This window comes from Shewanella sp. S23-S33 (assembly GCF_043359565.1).
Classification (GTDB): Bacteria; Pseudomonadota; Gammaproteobacteria; order Enterobacterales; family Shewanellaceae; genus Shewanella; species Shewanella oncorhynchi.
Genome location: NZ_JBHFFD010000076.1, coordinates 84,665 through 99,818, shown reverse-complemented (window position 1 = coordinate 99,818; position 15,154 = coordinate 84,665). Strand labels below are relative to the sequence as shown.

General features: G+C 47.5%; 19 protein-coding genes. 9 read left to right on the top strand and 10 right to left on the bottom strand.

The genetic code is table 11. From position 1 onward, the window contains the following. Nucleotides 1-30: 30 nt before the first annotated feature. From ACHA99_RS22045 to azoR, 5 genes are all read left to right on the top strand, one after another. Entirely contained in the window at nucleotides 31-984 is a 954-nt protein-coding gene (locus ACHA99_RS22045; protein ID WP_393944986.1) for an alpha/beta fold hydrolase, read from the top strand. Beyond that, nucleotides 981-1,586 carry a hypothetical protein gene (locus ACHA99_RS22040; RefSeq protein ID WP_393944984.1) on the top strand — a complete coding sequence of 202 codons (606 nt, stop codon included), beginning with the start codon at nucleotides 981-983 and terminating at the stop codon, nucleotides 1,584-1,586. Before ACHA99_RS22045 ends, ACHA99_RS22040 begins: the two co-directional genes overlap by 4 nt. A gap of 16 nt (nucleotides 1,587-1,602) precedes the next feature. Next, nucleotides 1,603-2,040, top strand: coding sequence for a D-aminoacyl-tRNA deacylase (gene dtd / locus ACHA99_RS22035; RefSeq protein WP_338259626.1), 438 nt, complete (start codon nucleotides 1,603-1,605; stop codon nucleotides 2,038-2,040). A gap of 92 nt (nucleotides 2,041-2,132) precedes the next feature. Continuing rightward, on the top strand, nucleotides 2,133-2,570 hold the full coding sequence (locus tag ACHA99_RS22030) for a thioesterase domain-containing protein (RefSeq protein WP_263182129.1): 438 nt from the start codon (nucleotides 2,133-2,135) through the stop codon (nucleotides 2,568-2,570). A gap of 181 nt (nucleotides 2,571-2,751) precedes the next feature. Next, nucleotides 2,752-3,348, top strand: coding sequence for an FMN-dependent NADH-azoreductase (azoR, locus tag ACHA99_RS22025; protein WP_263238308.1), 597 nt, complete (start codon nucleotides 2,752-2,754; stop codon nucleotides 3,346-3,348). A 167-nt stretch (nucleotides 3,349-3,515) separates the two neighbouring features. Here azoR and ACHA99_RS22020 read toward each other — a convergent pair whose 3' ends face one another. From ACHA99_RS22020 to ACHA99_RS22010, 3 genes are all read right to left on the bottom strand, one after another. Then, nucleotides 3,516-3,701: a hypothetical protein gene (locus tag ACHA99_RS22020; protein ID WP_168826480.1), complete on the bottom strand. Its 186-nt coding sequence runs from the start codon at nucleotides 3,699-3,701 to the stop codon at nucleotides 3,516-3,518. 75 nt (nucleotides 3,702-3,776) lie between these two features. After that, the gene (locus ACHA99_RS22015; protein ID WP_105251132.1) at nucleotides 3,777-4,100 is read right to left on the bottom strand and encodes a rhodanese-like domain-containing protein; all 324 of its coding nucleotides are present in this window, start codon (nucleotides 4,098-4,100) and stop codon (nucleotides 3,777-3,779) included. Between the two features lie 145 nt (nucleotides 4,101-4,245). Then, nucleotides 4,246-4,821, bottom strand: a complete 576-nt coding sequence (locus ACHA99_RS22010; RefSeq protein WP_393944980.1) for a helix-turn-helix domain-containing protein — start codon at nucleotides 4,819-4,821, stop codon at nucleotides 4,246-4,248. A 164-nt stretch (nucleotides 4,822-4,985) separates the two neighbouring features. Here ACHA99_RS22010 and ACHA99_RS22005 point away from each other — a divergent pair, with 164 nt between their 5' ends. Then, a complete protein-coding gene (locus ACHA99_RS22005) occupies nucleotides 4,986-6,173 on the top strand; it encodes a benzoate/H(+) symporter BenE family transporter (RefSeq protein WP_393944978.1) in 1,188 nt (395 codons plus the stop codon). A gap of 51 nt (nucleotides 6,174-6,224) precedes the next feature. Here the strand turns inward: ACHA99_RS22005 and ACHA99_RS22000 are convergent, their stop codons facing one another. Further along, nucleotides 6,225-6,701 (bottom strand): GNAT family N-acetyltransferase, encoded by a 477-nt coding sequence (locus tag ACHA99_RS22000; protein WP_393944976.1) that lies wholly within the window; start codon nucleotides 6,699-6,701, stop codon nucleotides 6,225-6,227. A 39-nt stretch (nucleotides 6,702-6,740) separates the two neighbouring features. Here ACHA99_RS22000 and ACHA99_RS21995 point away from each other — a divergent pair, with 39 nt between their 5' ends. From ACHA99_RS21995 to ACHA99_RS21985, 3 genes are all read left to right on the top strand, one after another. Beyond that, the gene (locus ACHA99_RS21995) at nucleotides 6,741-7,052 is read left to right on the top strand and encodes a hypothetical protein (RefSeq protein WP_393944974.1); all 312 of its coding nucleotides are present in this window, start codon (nucleotides 6,741-6,743) and stop codon (nucleotides 7,050-7,052) included. 334 nt (nucleotides 7,053-7,386) lie between these two features. Then, nucleotides 7,387-8,133 (top strand): toll/interleukin-1 receptor domain-containing protein, encoded by a 747-nt coding sequence (locus ACHA99_RS21990; RefSeq protein ID WP_393944972.1) that lies wholly within the window; start codon nucleotides 7,387-7,389, stop codon nucleotides 8,131-8,133. Between the two features lie 146 nt (nucleotides 8,134-8,279). Then, nucleotides 8,280-9,089, top strand: a complete 810-nt coding sequence (locus tag ACHA99_RS21985; RefSeq protein WP_393944970.1) for a TIR domain-containing protein — start codon at nucleotides 8,280-8,282, stop codon at nucleotides 9,087-9,089. 642 nt (nucleotides 9,090-9,731) lie between these two features. Here the strand turns inward: ACHA99_RS21985 and ACHA99_RS21980 are convergent. From ACHA99_RS21980 to ACHA99_RS21955, 6 genes are all read right to left on the bottom strand, one after another. Further along, nucleotides 9,732-10,475 (bottom strand): hypothetical protein, encoded by a 744-nt coding sequence (locus ACHA99_RS21980; RefSeq protein ID WP_393944968.1) that lies wholly within the window; start codon nucleotides 10,473-10,475, stop codon nucleotides 9,732-9,734. A gap of 31 nt (nucleotides 10,476-10,506) precedes the next feature. Beyond that, on the bottom strand, nucleotides 10,507-11,766 hold the full coding sequence (locus ACHA99_RS21975) for a beta-ketoacyl-ACP synthase (RefSeq protein ID WP_393944966.1): 1,260 nt from the start codon (nucleotides 11,764-11,766) through the stop codon (nucleotides 10,507-10,509). Further along, nucleotides 11,767-12,492 (bottom strand): 3-ketoacyl-ACP reductase FabG2, encoded by a 726-nt coding sequence (locus tag ACHA99_RS21970; protein ID WP_263174288.1) that lies wholly within the window; start codon nucleotides 12,490-12,492, stop codon nucleotides 11,767-11,769. It lies immediately after the preceding gene. A gap of 112 nt (nucleotides 12,493-12,604) precedes the next feature. Beyond that, nucleotides 12,605-13,138: a hotdog family protein gene (locus tag ACHA99_RS21965; RefSeq protein ID WP_393944964.1), complete on the bottom strand. Its 534-nt coding sequence runs from the start codon at nucleotides 13,136-13,138 to the stop codon at nucleotides 12,605-12,607. A gap of 4 nt (nucleotides 13,139-13,142) precedes the next feature. After that, the gene (locus ACHA99_RS21960; protein WP_393944962.1) at nucleotides 13,143-14,342 is read right to left on the bottom strand and encodes a beta-ketoacyl-[acyl-carrier-protein] synthase family protein; all 1,200 of its coding nucleotides are present in this window, start codon (nucleotides 14,340-14,342) and stop codon (nucleotides 13,143-13,145) included. 46 nt (nucleotides 14,343-14,388) lie between these two features. Next, nucleotides 14,389-15,153 carry a DUF3261 domain-containing protein gene (locus tag ACHA99_RS21955; RefSeq protein ID WP_393944960.1) on the bottom strand — a complete coding sequence of 255 codons (765 nt, stop codon included), beginning with the start codon at nucleotides 15,151-15,153 and terminating at the stop codon, nucleotides 14,389-14,391. Nucleotide 15,154 lies beyond the last annotated feature (1 nt).

Sequence of the window (15,154 nt, the reverse complement as noted above, 5' to 3'; positions counted from 1 at the left end):
TTAGAGGATTATTAATGGCGATGACACTGAATGCCTGAATCCTTCCCATCTTTTATCCGTCGCGACTGGTTTAACGTTGGCAATGGTCAGCAATTGCATCTGGCGCAATACGGTAATCCACAAGGTATCCCACTGCTGTATTTGCACGGCGGTCCAGGAGCGGGTTGTGATATCGGTGATTTAGCTTTATTTAATGGCGATCAATATTGGATTTTGCTTTTAGATCAACGCGGTTCTGGACAATCTTTACCCTTTGGCGATTTAGCCAACAACCATCTCACTGGTTTGATTAGCGATATTGAGGCGATTCGCCTCGCATTGGGTATTGAGCGTTGGTGTTTAGCAGGTGGCTCTTTTGGGGCCACATTAGGCTTAATTTACAGCGGATTATTCCCTGAGCGGGTGATTGCACAGGTACTGTGGGCGTTATTTATTCCATCCAAAGAAGGTCTCGACTGGCTCTATGGCGTTGACGGCGCGGCAAAATTGCAACCTGCGGCTTATCGACTCTTCAATGACATTTTTCCGGTTCAGTTATCGCTGACTGAATTACTGGATTCATATCATCTAGGTTTGGCATCAGCCGATGAAAATGTGCGATACCATTTTGCGCGGCGTTGGGTGCAGTGGGAGTTGCAGCTTGCGGGGGCGAGGTTAGTGCTACCAAGGCTGTTACCCGAATCCGTATTAGCATTAGCCAATATCGAGTTACACTTTGCTCGACATAATTACTTCAATGCCATGAATGTGTTACAGCGCGTGACGCCTAGAGTGAAGGCGCGTAGTGTGTTATTGCAAGGAATGCAGGATGCGATTTGCCCAGCGACGCTATTACGCGATTTTTTGGCTGGGTTGGAGCATGCTATTACAATTCAATCTGTTGTCGATGGCGGACATATGCTCAATAGTGAGTCTTTGTTTTTGGCGGTTACAGCAGAAATCCATGCCATGTGGTCGTGGATACATCAAAGGGAAATACAATGAAAACATTGCTCATCAGTGCCAGTTTATTCGGATTAACCGCGTGTGCTACCACGGCTCCTTCTCAAACAAGCGCTATTGATCCAGTGGCGACTCAGGAGGTCGTGAGTGCCCCTGTCGCGCCCAAAGTTGTTGAACTCGGTGGGGTGACCAATGAAACTGCCGCTGATCGCTTGTATCAAGCGTTGATTGACGCAAATTATCTCGCCACCCAAGTTGCGCCGACTAAAGTGGCTGTGCAGTTTGGTAATAACCAATTCTTGCTTGAGCCGAGTATCAATTCGGCGGGCATTGACCGTATTTTAATGAATCGCTTCTATGCTGTGCACCCGCAATTGCAGGCTAGCCAAGAGTTGCCTGCCGTGATTGGCACCTTGAATCAGAAGCTTAATTTTGCCAAGTTTGTGTTGCTGGACCAAGGCGCGGTGATCCAAGTGCAAGGTACAGTGACCTTTGCCGACCGTATTGAAATAGAAGAGTTACGTCGTTTTATGCTGTGGACGAATGGCGGCTTGGCGCAAGTCGTACAATCTTTGCCTGATGGCGTAGAGCAATATATCCGCCCGCTACCGCTAATGCCGCAAATGGTTCCCGTTAAGCCTTAATCTAAAAGGAAAAGTTGTGATTGCGTTAATTCAAAGAGTGAGTCGCGCCAGTGTGGCGGTCGATAACCAAACCTTAGGTGAAATCAATAAAGGCTTGTTGGTTCTGCTCGGTGTCGAGCAAGAAGATACCCGCGAGAAGATGGAAAAGTTGGCGACTAAAGTCATGAGTTATCGCGTTTTTTCCGATGAAAATGGCAAGATGAATCTCAATCTAGAACAAGTCGGTGGGTCTTTGTTAGTCGTGTCACAATTTACCTTGGCTGCCGATACGGGTCGTGGCTTGAGGCCGAGTTTTTCAGGGGCGGGTACGCCGGAACAAGCTTTAGGCTTGTATGAAGAGTTTGTCGCATTCTGCCGCGCTAAGGGCGTTCACACAGAAACTGGACAGTTCGGCGCCGATATGCAAGTGTCCTTAGTCAATGATGGCCCAGTGACCTTTAATCTGCAGGTGTAGCTTCTATCGTGATGTTTATCTAGGGGTCTAGGTGATGGGGTACTCGGCATAATCAATGTCGCTTGTACCAAGGGAGTATTAAGGGAATGCACATGGATCAATTACTCATTAAATTACGCCAGACTTGGCACAGTACGATCCCTGTTAGCGAGTTTATGCAGATAGTGCCACTCGATTACAGCGAGGGAGAATTTCGAGTCACAGCGCCGATGATGCCCAATATTAATCTGCATCAGACCATGTTTGCGGGCAGCATTTATACCTTGATGACCTTAACAGGCTGGGGTGCCGTGTGGCTAAATCAGCAGTTAGTGGGCGTGGCGGGTGATATTGTGCTCGCCGATGCCCATATTCGTTATCTTGCTCCTGTGACTTGTGAGCCTGTGGTAAAAGTACAATGGCCAGATGTGGATCTCAGCCCGTTACAAAGGGGGCGCAGAGTTAAGGTGAAGCTGGAAGTGCAATTGTATTGTATGGATTCATTGTGTGCGGTTTTTGAAGGCCTGTATGTTAGTACGTCGAAAGTATGAATGCGTCGAAAGCAATTTAGTGTATCTGTACGTCGAAGGTGATGTATAACCTTTCTAAAAAATCGAAGCTAATCTCAGATTTTATCCGCTTTATTTCTTTTTTATGGGCTAATACACTAGCGTCATAGAGTTGAGATATTCCATCTGACTCTGAGTCATTTACCTATTTTCGGAGCAGATTATGTCTAAAGTCTTAATTTTAAAATCAAGCATTCTTGGCGGTTATTCACAATCTGCCGTGTTAATTGACCACTTAGCGAGTCACTGGGAAACCCAAGGCGCCGTTATTACAGTGCGTGATTTAGGCGGTAAAGACGTACTGCCTATGGTAGACGGTGAAATCGCTTCTGGGTTACGCGGTGGTGCAGAATTATCGGCACGTCAGCAAGAAATGCTCGCCTTATCAGATACCTTAGTCGCTGAATTAAAAGCGAACGATACGATTGTTATCGCTGCACCTATGTACAACTTTACGATTCCGGTTCAACTTAAAAACTGGATCGATTTTGTCGCCCGTGCTGGTGTGACTTTTACTTATACTGAAACGGGTCCAAAAGGATTAGTGGAAGGTAAACGCGCTGTGTTAGTGACGACCCGTGGCGGCGCTCACAAAGATGGCCCAACGGATCACGTTGTACCTTACTTGAAAACGGTTTTAGGCTTTATGGGTATCACCAATGTTGAAGTGGTTTACGCCGAAGCACTGAATATGGGTCCTGAAGCACACGATAAAGGCATGGGCGAAGCGAAACACAGCATAGATCTGCTGAAAGCTTAATTGTTCCGTTGATTAGCTGAGTTATTTGATTTAGCTGAATAAAAAATGCCAGCCCTTAATAGGCTGGCATTTTTGTATGTCCATTTAAGCTAAGCACGCTTTGCTTAAGTGGCTAGGTTTGAGCAACTAGACTCGAGCGGCTAGGTTTAAGTGGCACGCTAAGCTGTTTATTCGCAAAGGCTGCAGCCTTTGGCTAGGGTGCTTGTCTCAACATAACGCACCTTAGTGCTGGCTTGGTCGCGATTACGACTGATGCTAAAGCGTGCATGGCGCTCAGTTTCAAGCGGCTTTTCAGCAGTGTTACCCTGTGTGGCTTCAAACTGTAACGCTTTGGCATGATTTGTTTTATGCATACACCACCTCGCAGATATTTAAGTCATCACAATGTACAGACTGGCCTGATTAGCGCCGCACAACCAAGGCTTAAATTAGCTCGGCTGGCAGCAGACTAAATCTTTAAGCGAGCCACCATTTACCACGCAGCTAAAGCCATTGGCCTTGAGAATGTCGCAGCCTTTTTGCGCTCGAATACCCGCGCCACAATAGAGCACGAAGGGATGTTGCTTATTGTCGACTTGGTGTAACCATTGGTCGAGTGTTGGCAGCGGCACATTAATGGCTTGGGGCAAATGACCTGAGGCAAATTCCTCCGGCGAACGCACATCAATCACCCGTGCGCCTTGTTCAATCAATTGCCAACATTTTTCGCCCGAGTGGCTGCCGGATAACTTAGCCAGTAAAGATTGAAACATAGCATTGTCCCTACCATTAGAAAATTTTCAATAAGTTTATTCTAATGAATTGACGAGTGCAAGCGCTGCAAATTATCGGTAGTAATGGTTTGGTCTTTGGCGTTGTTGGTACTCGAACTCTGCATTACTGGCGTTAGATAAGCTGCTACAAGCTAGATTCACTGCCTCGTTGATAGTGAATGATGTCGTGGAAAACCACGGCTTGGTCGTTGAGATTGCGATAGCCATGGGGTTTGTCGGCCGCAAATCGTACCGCTTCACCTTGTTTGAGCGTTTGCCACTGTCCATCGACTAACACTTCCATAGTGCCACTTAAAACAATGACATGTTCAGTGACGCCAGCTTCATGAGGCTCAGAAAGCCGCTCATAGTTTGGCAGCAGGGTGAGTTCAAACATCTCAAAACCGAAGCGCTCTTCAAAGGGGAAGAGTGAGGCGACTAACATGCCGTCGGTGGCGGGTTGTTGGCGTAACTCGTCGGGCTTACGGAATACAGCGCCTTGGCTCTGGGGCGTGGGTTCGAGAAAGGTCGACAGCGAGATATTGAATCCACTGGCAATTTTCCACAGCGTTGCAATGGTTGGGCTTGATTCACCGCGCTCGATTTGTCCTATCATAGCCTTACTAACGCCCGTCTCTTGGGCGGCTTTATCTAAACTCCATCCCTTTTGGTTGCGAAGTGCTTTAAGCGTGGTGGCGAGATAGCTGTTTATCGTCTGCACAATGGCCCCATCATTTTTATGAAAATTTAGTTTGTACGTTATAACGCACAGGTGTTATCTTGTCCATCTCGTACGTTATAGCGCACAAAAAGCTATCTTGTTCATTTTATAAGTTATAGCGCACAAAGTAATGGCGACACTAATTGCAGAGAAAGGGAGTGGATATGTGGCGAGATGCAGGGAGTTTATCAAAAATATCAGCGGGTTTTATTGCGGTATTAGTGGGTTATAGCAGCTCGGCTGTGATCATCTTTCAAGCGGCTGAGGCTGTGGGGGCGACACCAGCACAGATCAGTTCATGGCTGTGGGCTTTAGGTGTGGGCATGGGTGTGACCAGTATAGGGTTATCGCTTTACTACAAGAATCCTATTCTAACGGCTTGGTCTACACCGGGCGCGGCGCTGATGGTGACAAGCCTAGCGGGATTGAGCGTCAACCAAGCCATAGGCGCTTTTCTGGTGAGTTCTCTGTTAATCACCCTTTGCGGGGTGGCGGGCTGGATGGATAAGCTTATCCGTATTATGCCGCAGTCGGTGGCTTCAGCCATGTTGGCGGGGATACTGTTGCAATTTGGCCTAGGGCTATTTCAGGCAATGCAAACCCAGCTGAGTCTAATTTTGATCATGTTGTTGGTGTTTGTCATCGTTAAGCCTTTTGCGCCGCGTTACATCATCTTGCTGACCTTGTTGGTGGGCATAGGTATGAGTTTTCAATTAGATTTGCTCAAGCTAGATGCGGTTCAGTTGCAACTGGCGATGCCGGTGTGGACTACACCTGAGTTTTCGTTGGCGAGTGTGATTGGCGTAGCATTACCGCTGTTTGTGGTGACTATGGCCTCGCAAAATATGCCGGGCGTTGCTGCGCTGCACGGTAATGGCTACAGGCCACCCATTTCACCTTTGATCACGACTACAGGATTCATCGGGGTTATCCTCGCGCCCTTTGGCGGTTTTGCTTTTAACTTATCCGCCATCACAGCGGCGATTTGTATGGGTAAAGAAGCTGACCCGAATCCCGCGACCCGTTACTGGGCGGCGGTGTGGGGCGGCGTATTTTACTTTATCACTGGGTTACTCGGTGCCACTGTGGTTGGTCTGTTTTCCGCTTTCCCGAAGGAATTAGTACTGGCCATCGCCGGATTAGCCCTGCTCGGCACTATCGCCAATAGCCTGACCGCCGCATTAGCTAAAACCGAAGATCGCGAAGTGGCAGTGATCACTTTTTTGGTCACGGCATCAGGTTTTAGTGTGCTGGGCATCGGCAGCGCATTTTGGGGGCTGTTGCTTGGGTTTATTATCCATTGGTGGAACGGGCACAGAACTGCATCAGTAGTTAAGCGAGCGAATACTTAACTGCAGCAAAGCGCCTTAGAGATGAATTTAAAAGACTAAGGCGCATGTGTTTTAGATTTTCTTCGTCATAAACACGCTATTGGGATCGAGTCGATAATCGGCAAAGGGGCCACAGATTTCAAAACCAAATTTGCAGTACAGCAGGCGAGCTGGGTTGAAGAAGTCCATTGAACCTGTCTCTAGACTGAGGCGTTTGATGCCAACACTTTTGGCATCGTTAATCAAGTGCTGCAATATTTTAGACGCTATACCTTGCTGCTTATAGGGCGCGGCGGTGCGCATGGATTTGATCTCCGCATGCTCGGCATCTAACCATTTTAGTGCACCGCAGCCCGCTAAATTGTTGCCATCCCACAGGGTCCAAAAGCGAATATTGGGCTGACGCAGGCCGTCAAGATCTAATGCGTGAACGCTTTCAGGCGGAGAGGTTGCCCGCATATCGTCGAGGTGTTCCTGCAGTAAAGCCGCAATCTCAGGCCCTTTAAGGTCATCTAAGGTTATTTTCATGGCTCTTATGGTGGATTTCATAGCAGATCGGGTGCTCCCTATTATTTTGGCTTATCCATAATGGCGTCATCGCGCTTTGTCGTCTGTTTGCCAATGCGCATGGTGGATAAGCAAATGCTAGGCCAAGAGTTTTTAGCTTTAGCTAAAGATAAACGCAGAATCAAAGTCGTGGGTTTTCACCCCACACCCGACCAAAAGGGGAAAAGCGCCTGTTCCCCTTTTGGCTTATTTATAAAACATGGCCCGGCGTCCCCAACGGAGTTGAAAGCCTCTTGGGCATTAAGCGTCCTTATGCTATCGCGTCAGACGCTCGTCCCTGATTCGACTGACGCTATCTCGGCATCCATGCCTCGATCACGCAACGAACGCTAATGCCCTGCGGCAACTCCGAGGGGATGGTGTATTCCTTAGGCTCAGGTGTTATTGGTCAATTGTTAAGGAGTAAAGTTATATCCCATTTTTTTAAATGAAAGTTTTATTTTCTATAGCCAAAATTTACCGTGCCAAAAATTGACGCGGTAAATATCTTCTCGCTTTCTTTGTATCGCAAATGGTTGAATGTGATGCGATAACGGTGATAACTTGCTGTCATGTTTAAATAATTTTGCCCTAGAAGTCCAAACCCTAGTGTATTTTTGTTTAACAAAAAGTCTGGGTAATATCTTTTAGCCAGGGGGATGTGTGATGTGCACAAGGAAATTTAATTATGGCAAAGTTCAACCCTAATGAACTAAAACGAAAAATCCAAGAGGCGCAACGTAAAGCCGAGCAACAGATTAAGCACGAGGTTGACCGAGTAAATCGTGCCAATAAGAAAATCATCGACGACCATAATCGTAAGGTCGACGCACATAATCGGAAAGTAATCGCCGACCAAAATAGAGCTGTGCAGCAACATAATCAAAAAGCGGATTCTCATAATAGGAGAGTTATAGCTGACCTCAATAGACAGCTACGGACTGCTTCAAGCTCTGTTAGATATACTGAACCTGAACGTCAACTTGCAGATAAAGTACACCAGGCAGTTGCGTCACTTGACCCTCGAGAATACGATTCTTTCCTAAGCTACGCTCGAATTGATGGAAGTGAGGTTGCCTCCCTGCTTCGAAATGAACTTGAGAGCTTGGGTGTGGCCGTGTGGTTTGATGAGGTTGCAATTATTCCTGGGCGTAGCCAGTCACTGCAAATGGATGCGGGGCTTAGGAGAGCTCGTTCTGGTATTGCAGTTCTTACGCCAGCCTATTTGACTGGTAGATTTTGGACTGAGCGGGAGCTTGGAGCATTGTTAAATAAGAGTACGCTAATTCCCGTTTTGCACAATGTGACCTTCGATGATGTCAAGCAGTACAGCGGTATACTCCCAGACTTGGCTGGTTTCACTACCGAACATGATACAGTTGAAGACATTGCCAAAAAAATCGCTGCAGCAGTACTTGTTGAAGATATTGGCTGAGATGTGTTAAAGGCAAATGGCTAATAAATAAGAGTAGTCAATAAGTACATCATGCTGGGTATTTTACTCGCTGAAAGCGCTCGTAAAATCCCATATGTTAAGCGTTAGGCTGCATACCAATATTGTACCGAGCAAAGGAACTAAACTTGAGCATCGAATTTTTAGAAAGTGACTTCGATAAGGTCAGTTATCTTGTAAACCTTTTGACCTCAAGGGCTACAGGATTAGCTGCTGATTCACGAGAATTTGAACGTCTACGTCATGAATTGTTAAGCAATCCCAATGTCTCCCCTTTACTTCCTCAATGGTTAAAGCAACACAGAAGCCTTGATACTTTCTGGGGATTTATAAAACAAAAATTTGGAACATATGCCGAGCGAAGAACATATCTATCTGAGGAGTTTACCCCTGTTCTTGATATGCTTGAGTTTGGCCTGCCAACCCAACCTACTTCACCAGTTGGAGTGTTTCAAAATACATCACCGAACAAATCCAAGGTTGTGACAAGAAATAAACGAAAAGTATTTATTGTTCATGGGCGAGACAACGAAGCCAAGCAAGAAGTTAGCCGGTTTATTGAAAAGTTGGGTCTAGAAGCAATTATTTTGCATGAACAAGCAAGTGTTGGCATGACTATTATCGAAAAGATTGAACACTATTCCAATGATGCCGATTTTGCTCTTGTGCTTTATACCGCTTGTGACCACGGGCGTGGTGCTCATGAAACGAATATTCGTCCTAAAAATAGAGCGAGACAAAATGTAGTATTTGAGCATGGCTATCTCATGGCTAAGCTAGGTAGAGAAAACGTATGCTCACTTGTGAAAGGTGAAATCGAGACTCCAAATGATATAAGTGGTGTCGTATATGTCACCTTAGACCCAAACGGAGCATGGAAAAATGAAGTGGCAAAAGAATTAAAGGCATGTGGTTATGCTATCAATAGCTTCATTTAATAACCTTCAAAAGTCTAACCATCTTATGTTGTCGCCCCTTCGGGACTGTGATGACCTTTCCACCGCTACAAGCCCGCCCTAAAGCCTAGCATTAGGCGAAGATGCGTGTTGCCAAAGTGAGCCCTAAAGGAAAAAATTTAACAAGCCACCCATAATTTAACAAGCCACCCATTGTTAAATTTCCTAAATGTTCAGTTGTAAATAGCAATTTTTCAAAGTGTTAATGTGACTCTAGCTTTTTAAGCTTACAGATGTTGCTTGTGCTCAAAAGGCAAACCTTGGTTATTGGTGAGACGACCGTCCGCCCCATGGACGGTGCGGTCGAGCATCCAAGGATGGACTTGAACAACATCCGTGTTTAACTGCCAGTTCGCCATCCATGGCTCTCGTTCATAAGCTTAGAAACCATAGGTTTCTATTCACCGTGTCGTCGAGCCTGTACTATGGTTGGCCTCACTCTGAACAATATCTATGTTTAACTGCCTCTTCGCCTTCGGTAACTCTCGTTTATCAACTTAGAGCCTCTAGGTTCTTTCACAGTGTAGTGAGTGATTACCATGGCAAGCCTGTATAGGCGAATATACAAATGGCCGAGGATAAGCTCGGCCATGATTTACTCGACTAAGCGTAAAGCGGGCAGGTTTAGTAGTACTTCTTTAAATAACTCTCGGCGTAGTTTTTGAGCTTTTTGTTTGAGCTCGTGGTTGCCATATTTTCAATCACATCGCGGTAAGCGGTATTCCCTGAACTAGCTAGCGCTTTTGCCATGTTGGCATAGGTATCGATGGCGAGTTTATCATCGGCCATTAAGCGTGGTGTTTTCAATTCGTTACTGAGTACGGCTAGGATAAAATCATCGTACTGGCGGTCATCTATGATGCGTTTAGCCGCGAGACGCATTAATTCTAAATCATTGCTGCGTAGGGCATTGGCAAAGGCATTATTTTGCTGACTTTGATCGGCAGTATATTGGCTTTTATCCGCAAGAATCGCATTCCATTTTTTATATATCGTTATGTTTTCTAAAGCTTGACCTGCGTATTTTTTGAGTTTTTTAGGATAATCACCATTAACAATCTTGTTGATGGTTTCGCTGTACTTATCATTGCCTGAATAAGCTAAGCCTTTGACTAACCAAGCACTGTAGTCAATGGCATTTTTTTCAGTGGCTTGGGGCAAAGATGCGAGTAGCTTTGCTTCGAGCGCATCAAAAATGGCAGGATCGGTTAAACCAGCGATGGTGAGTGATTCAATGGCTTCTTTTTGCTTGAATTGGTTATCACCCTTGAAAATTTCTTGATAGGTTTCAACAGTGTAATCTTGGGCAAATGTGGGTGAACTGAAAAAAACGATGCTAAGCAAAATACCTGCAAATAGTGGTTTCATGGGTATGTCCTTATAGGGTTTGTATCTGTTGTTAATCTTTCCAGCGTTTAAAAATCAGCGAGGTATTAATGCCGCCAAAGGCGAAATTATTACTCATGACATAATCTGTATCGATTGGGCGCAGTTCGTTACGGATATAGTCCAAATCAGCGCATTGTGGGTCGATACTTTCAAGATTGAGTGTCGGCGCAAACCAGCCCGCATTCATCATCTCAATACTCACCCAAGCTTCTAACGCGCCGCATGCGCCTAAGGTGTGGCCCGTGTAGCTTTTAAGGGATGAAATCGGCATACCAGCACCAAATACTGCGTGGGTCGCGTGGCTTTCGGCGATGTCACCGCGATCCGTTGCCGTACCATGGGCGTTCACATAACCTATGGCGCTAGGCTCAAGCTGGGCGTCTTTGAGCGCCAACCTGATGGCGATTTCCATGGTCTGCGCGTTTGGTTGGGTGACGTGTTGGCCGTCGGAGTTAGTGCCAAAACCGACTAACTCAGCATAAATTTTTGCACCACGCGCCTTGGCGTGTTCGAGCTCTTCGAGCACCAGCGTACAAGCACCTTCGCCAATCACTAGACCATCACGGCTCGCATCGAAGGGGCGTGGCGTGAGTTCGGGAGTGCTGTTTTTAGTGCTGGTGGCAAATAAGGTATCGAACACGACAGCCTCTGTGGGGCAGAGTTCTTCACCGCCGCCCGCCAACATTAAGGTTTGATGACCGTATTTGATGGCTTCATAGGCGTAACCTATGCCTTGGCTCCCCGAGGTACAGGCGCTGCTAGTGGTGTGAATTCGGCCTTTTAAGCCGAAAAATACCCCCACATTCACCGCTGTGGTGTGTGCCATCATGCGGATATAACTCGTGGCGGTGACGCCCGACATATCACCGGTTTTCAACATATCGCCAAAGGCGATGATGGCATCGGTACTGCCAGTGGACGAGCCATAGGCGATACCCATTTCACCCGAGGACACGATAGGATCGTCTAACAATCCCGCATCGATTAATGCAAGTTCACTGGCGCGGGTCGCCATGATGGAAACCCGACCCATAGAACGAATTTTCTTGCGCGAATAATGGCTTGGCACTTCAAAGTCGGTAATGGGCGCGGCTAAGCGGGTATTGAGACCATCGTATTTATCCCATTCGCCCATAGTGACGACGCAGTTTTTCTGCGCCTTAAGGCTCGCTGCTATCGCCTCCCAATCATGGCCCATGGCGGTAATGCCGCCAATGCCAGTGACGACCACTCGTTTCCCTAAGCGGGTTTGATTTGTCGGTTCGCTCATTTAGATCATGCCCCCATTGACCGATATCACTTGGCGAGTGATATAGGCGGCATCGTCAGACATTAAAAATGCGGCTAAGGCGGCGATTTCACTCGGTTTACCCATGCGGCGCATCGGCACTAATTGCTCGACCATATCCTTAGGAATATCGGCCACCATGTCGGTTTCAATCAAGCCGGGGGCGATACAGTTGACGGTGATTTTGCGTTTTGCCAGCTCTAATGACAATGCCTTAGTCGCGCCGATAATACCCGCTTTTGAGGCGCTGTAATTGACTTGGCCACGGTTGCCCGCAATCCCAGAAACAGAGGCTAAGGTAATGATACGCCCGCCCTTGCGGCCTTGTACCATAGGCATCACACAGGGATGGATGACATTATAAAAGCCGTCCAAGTTGGTATGGATGACGCTGTCCCACTCGCTTTCTGTCATAGCAGGAAAGGCGGTATCGCGGTTGATACCAGCATTGAGGATCACGCCATAATAGGCACCATTGGCCTCGATATCGGCTTCAATGGTGGCTCTGACGGTTGCGCGGTCGGCGACATCAAATTTCAGCAGGCTCACATTCACCCCAAGCGCGCGGATTTGCGCGGCAGTGTCATCGGCAGCTGCTTGGTTACTGTGGTAATGCAGGGCGATATCGAAACCCGCAGCGGCGAGTTTTAGGGCGATGGCTTTACCAATACCGCGGCTCGAACCGGTAACTAATACTCTGTTATTCATCTGTTTTCTCCACCCCATTTTATCGTTATGTGTCGGTATGGGGTTTCATGTATTTATGGTAAAAAGGTCGCTTGTTAAGGCGCTTTAAGGCTTTTTTATCTACATCATTGCTTTAGTGCCCAAGACTTCTATTTGCTGCGTCTTGATTGCCTGCAAGGTAGGCTTGTGTGTCCTGAGGTTGGAACACATTCACATTGGCTTGGGCCACTAAGCTCTTTTCTAGCTCAGTGCCGGCTTCGGGCAGCAGATAAATTTGGCAATCGAATACCGCTAATCCCGATTCCTCTTGATAGAGGCGGCTGACTTGGGTGCGATAGGTGCGCCCGAGCTCATATTGCTTGGCATACAAGGTTAATTTGCGCGATCCCAATAGAAAGCCCACGCGGATTTTATCATTGCGAAGCTTTGCCTCAACCCCAGCAAGGGCGGCAATACTTTGAGCCATATATTCGATACCCACATAATTGGGTACGGCTTGATATTTATCATCGAAATAAGGGCTCTTGGCCGTGATAGTGACTTCGGTCTCTAGGTTATCGCGCCGATAGCCAATGATTTTATCGAGCAAAATCATCGGTGCCCTATGGGGAATAAAATCGGCAATATCCTGTTCAGCAAAGGGTTTATTGATCTTAAGTAACTGCATGGTACTAGGCCTCGTTACGGCAGAAAATCAGGCTGGCATTGCTGCCGCCAAAGGCGAAGGAATTGCTCATCACATAATTAAGCGCGCCATTAGCGGCGACTTGATGGCGCTCGACCAAGGCAATGGGCGGATCCTGTGGATCGACTTGTCCGTCCCATTGATGGGGCGGCAGGGCTTGGTCGTGATTATGTGCTGAAAGTAATAAATAACAGAAGGCGGCTTCAATGGCGCCAGCGGCACCTAAGGTATGGCCGACTAAGGGCTTGGTCGAGCTACAAGGGGGCGTGTTCACGCCAAACACTTCAACCACGGCGCGGCTTTCCATCGCATCATTTTTAGGCGTGGCTGTACCGTGTAAGTTTATGTAACCAATGTCTTTTGTTGCAATGTGTGCATCTTGCAACGCCGCGTGCATGGCAGCGATGGCGCCTTCGCCTTCGGGGTGTGGCGCCGACATATGGTGGGCATCGCTCGACTCGCCAATACCCGCTAGCATGACCTCTGACTCGCCCAAAGTGAGGGTGAATAACGCCGCGCCTTCGCCGATATTGATGCCATCACGGTTGATACTAAAAGGATTGCAGTGGCCTTTCGAGACAGATTCTAAGGCGTGAAAACCATTGACTGTGAGTTGGCATAAACTGTCGACACCGCCGACAATCACCATATCGCAGAGGTTAGCCTGTAATAGGCGTTTAGCGCTGGTAAACACTTTGGCGCTGGATGAGCAGGCGGTTGAAATCGTGTAGCAAGGGCCGTCTAGCTCAAAATATTGGCGTAAAAAGTCGCTGGTGCTGCCGAGTTCTTGCTGGAAATAGTGGTAATCCGCCGGAAAGTATCCGTGTTGATTGCGGTAGCTCAGCGCGGCTTCACCTTTTGAAATCCCTGACGTGCTCGTGCCTAGCACTACACCAATACGGGCATGACCAAAATCCCGTTTCGCTTGTTCAACTGTGGTCGCAATTTGCAGTGCGGCGCACAGCAGTAATTGGTTGTTACGGCAATCGAACTGAATGAGTTTTTCGGGAATGGTTGGTAGTGCTGCCGTCACGGGGGCAACTAAGGTTGGGTGCTCGAACAGGAGAGTGTCACTGCGCAGCATCGCACTGGTATCACCGGCGATCAGGCGGTCTAAAACCTGCTGGGGATCTTGCCCTAGCGGGGTACACAATCCAATCTGTGTAATAGCTACTCTGTTCATCATTGTGTGTCTTTTTACCATGGCACAGTTAAGTGCGGATGCTAACAGATTAAATAGGTTCGATTTCTAGCTCAAACTTAGCTTGTGGCATAGTTAAGCTGATGTGGGCTTGCCAAAGAGCATCGCCGATATTTTGTTGATAACGGATTTGCACCACATGGGTTTGCTGGCCGCTTTTACTGATCAAGGTGTCTTGACGATAGATCTGGCGACAGAGGATTGTATTCTCTCGGGTGCCTATAAGCGTATCGCCCTGATTTCCCCCAACCGTATCGCAAAGGCCTGTGACTAAATGACCACCTTCTAAATGGGCGCGAATACTCTGCTCAGGCCAATAGATCAGTTGCATCATCGCCATTAAATACTCAGCTTTAAAACTGTCCCCTAGCAGCATGCTTTGTTCACTGCTGAGTGTATTACCATCATAAACTAAGGTAAACAAAGCCTGTCCGAGTGGCGCTAAGCCAACGAGCGTCATGCGCTCATTCTCTAACTCTAATTGAGTGAGCAGCTCGTGGGATTTATCACCCACTTTAATGCTGACCTTTTGGCTAAAGGACTGGGGTGAGGATACGCCCGTTTTGCTCTCGGTTTGCGGGCTGCTAATGTCGGCAGGTTTGGCCGTCGGCTTAGTCAGAGGCTTATCGGCTGCGGGGGCAAAATCATGGGGCAGTGGCGCCAAGCAATAACGCATGTCTTTAGCGAGGCCGACACAGGTTTGCCTGAACAGCAGTTCGCTACATCCCGTCAGCCCTAGACTGATGATCAGTAGCGCGGGGAACACTCGCCATTTCGCGTCAAAGTTAAGCGACATG

Excerpts from the sequence above, each read along its gene's own strand:
- ACHA99_RS22045 (WP_393944986.1), top strand. The coding sequence starts at position 31 with ATGCCTGAATCCTTCCCATCTTTTATCCGTCGCGACTGGTTTAACGTT.
- ACHA99_RS22040 (WP_393944984.1), top strand. The coding sequence starts at position 981 with ATGAAAACATTGCTCATCAGTGCCAGTTTATTCGGATTAACCGCGTGT.
- ACHA99_RS22030 (WP_263182129.1), top strand. The coding sequence starts at position 2,133 with ATGGATCAATTACTCATTAAATTACGCCAGACTTGGCACAGTACGATC.
- azoR (WP_263238308.1), top strand. The coding sequence starts at position 2,752 with ATGTCTAAAGTCTTAATTTTAAAATCAAGCATTCTTGGCGGTTATTCA.
- ACHA99_RS22020 (WP_168826480.1), bottom strand. The coding sequence starts at position 3,701 with ATGCATAAAACAAATCATGCCAAAGCGTTACAGTTTGAAGCCACACAG.
- ACHA99_RS22015 (WP_105251132.1), bottom strand. The coding sequence starts at position 4,100 with ATGTTTCAATCTTTACTGGCTAAGTTATCCGGCAGCCACTCGGGCGAA.
- ACHA99_RS22005 (WP_393944978.1), top strand. The coding sequence starts at position 4,986 with ATGTGGCGAGATGCAGGGAGTTTATCAAAAATATCAGCGGGTTTTATT.
- ACHA99_RS22000 (WP_393944976.1), bottom strand. The coding sequence starts at position 6,701 with ATGAAATCCACCATAAGAGCCATGAAAATAACCTTAGATGACCTTAAA.
- ACHA99_RS21995 (WP_393944974.1), top strand. The coding sequence starts at position 6,741 with ATGGCGTCATCGCGCTTTGTCGTCTGTTTGCCAATGCGCATGGTGGAT.
- ACHA99_RS21990 (WP_393944972.1), top strand. The coding sequence starts at position 7,387 with ATGGCAAAGTTCAACCCTAATGAACTAAAACGAAAAATCCAAGAGGCG.
- ACHA99_RS21980 (WP_393944968.1), bottom strand. The coding sequence starts at position 10,475 with ATGAAACCACTATTTGCAGGTATTTTGCTTAGCATCGTTTTTTTCAGT.
- ACHA99_RS21975 (WP_393944966.1), bottom strand. The coding sequence starts at position 11,766 with ATGAGCGAACCGACAAATCAAACCCGCTTAGGGAAACGAGTGGTCGTC.
- ACHA99_RS21970 (WP_263174288.1), bottom strand. The coding sequence starts at position 12,492 with ATGAATAACAGAGTATTAGTTACCGGTTCGAGCCGCGGTATTGGTAAA.
- ACHA99_RS21965 (WP_393944964.1), bottom strand. The coding sequence starts at position 13,138 with ATGCAGTTACTTAAGATCAATAAACCCTTTGCTGAACAGGATATTGCC.
- ACHA99_RS21960 (WP_393944962.1), bottom strand. The coding sequence starts at position 14,342 with ATGATGAACAGAGTAGCTATTACACAGATTGGATTGTGTACCCCGCTA.
- ACHA99_RS21955 (WP_393944960.1), bottom strand. The coding sequence starts at position 15,153 with ATGTCGCTTAACTTTGACGCGAAATGGCGAGTGTTCCCCGCGCTACTG.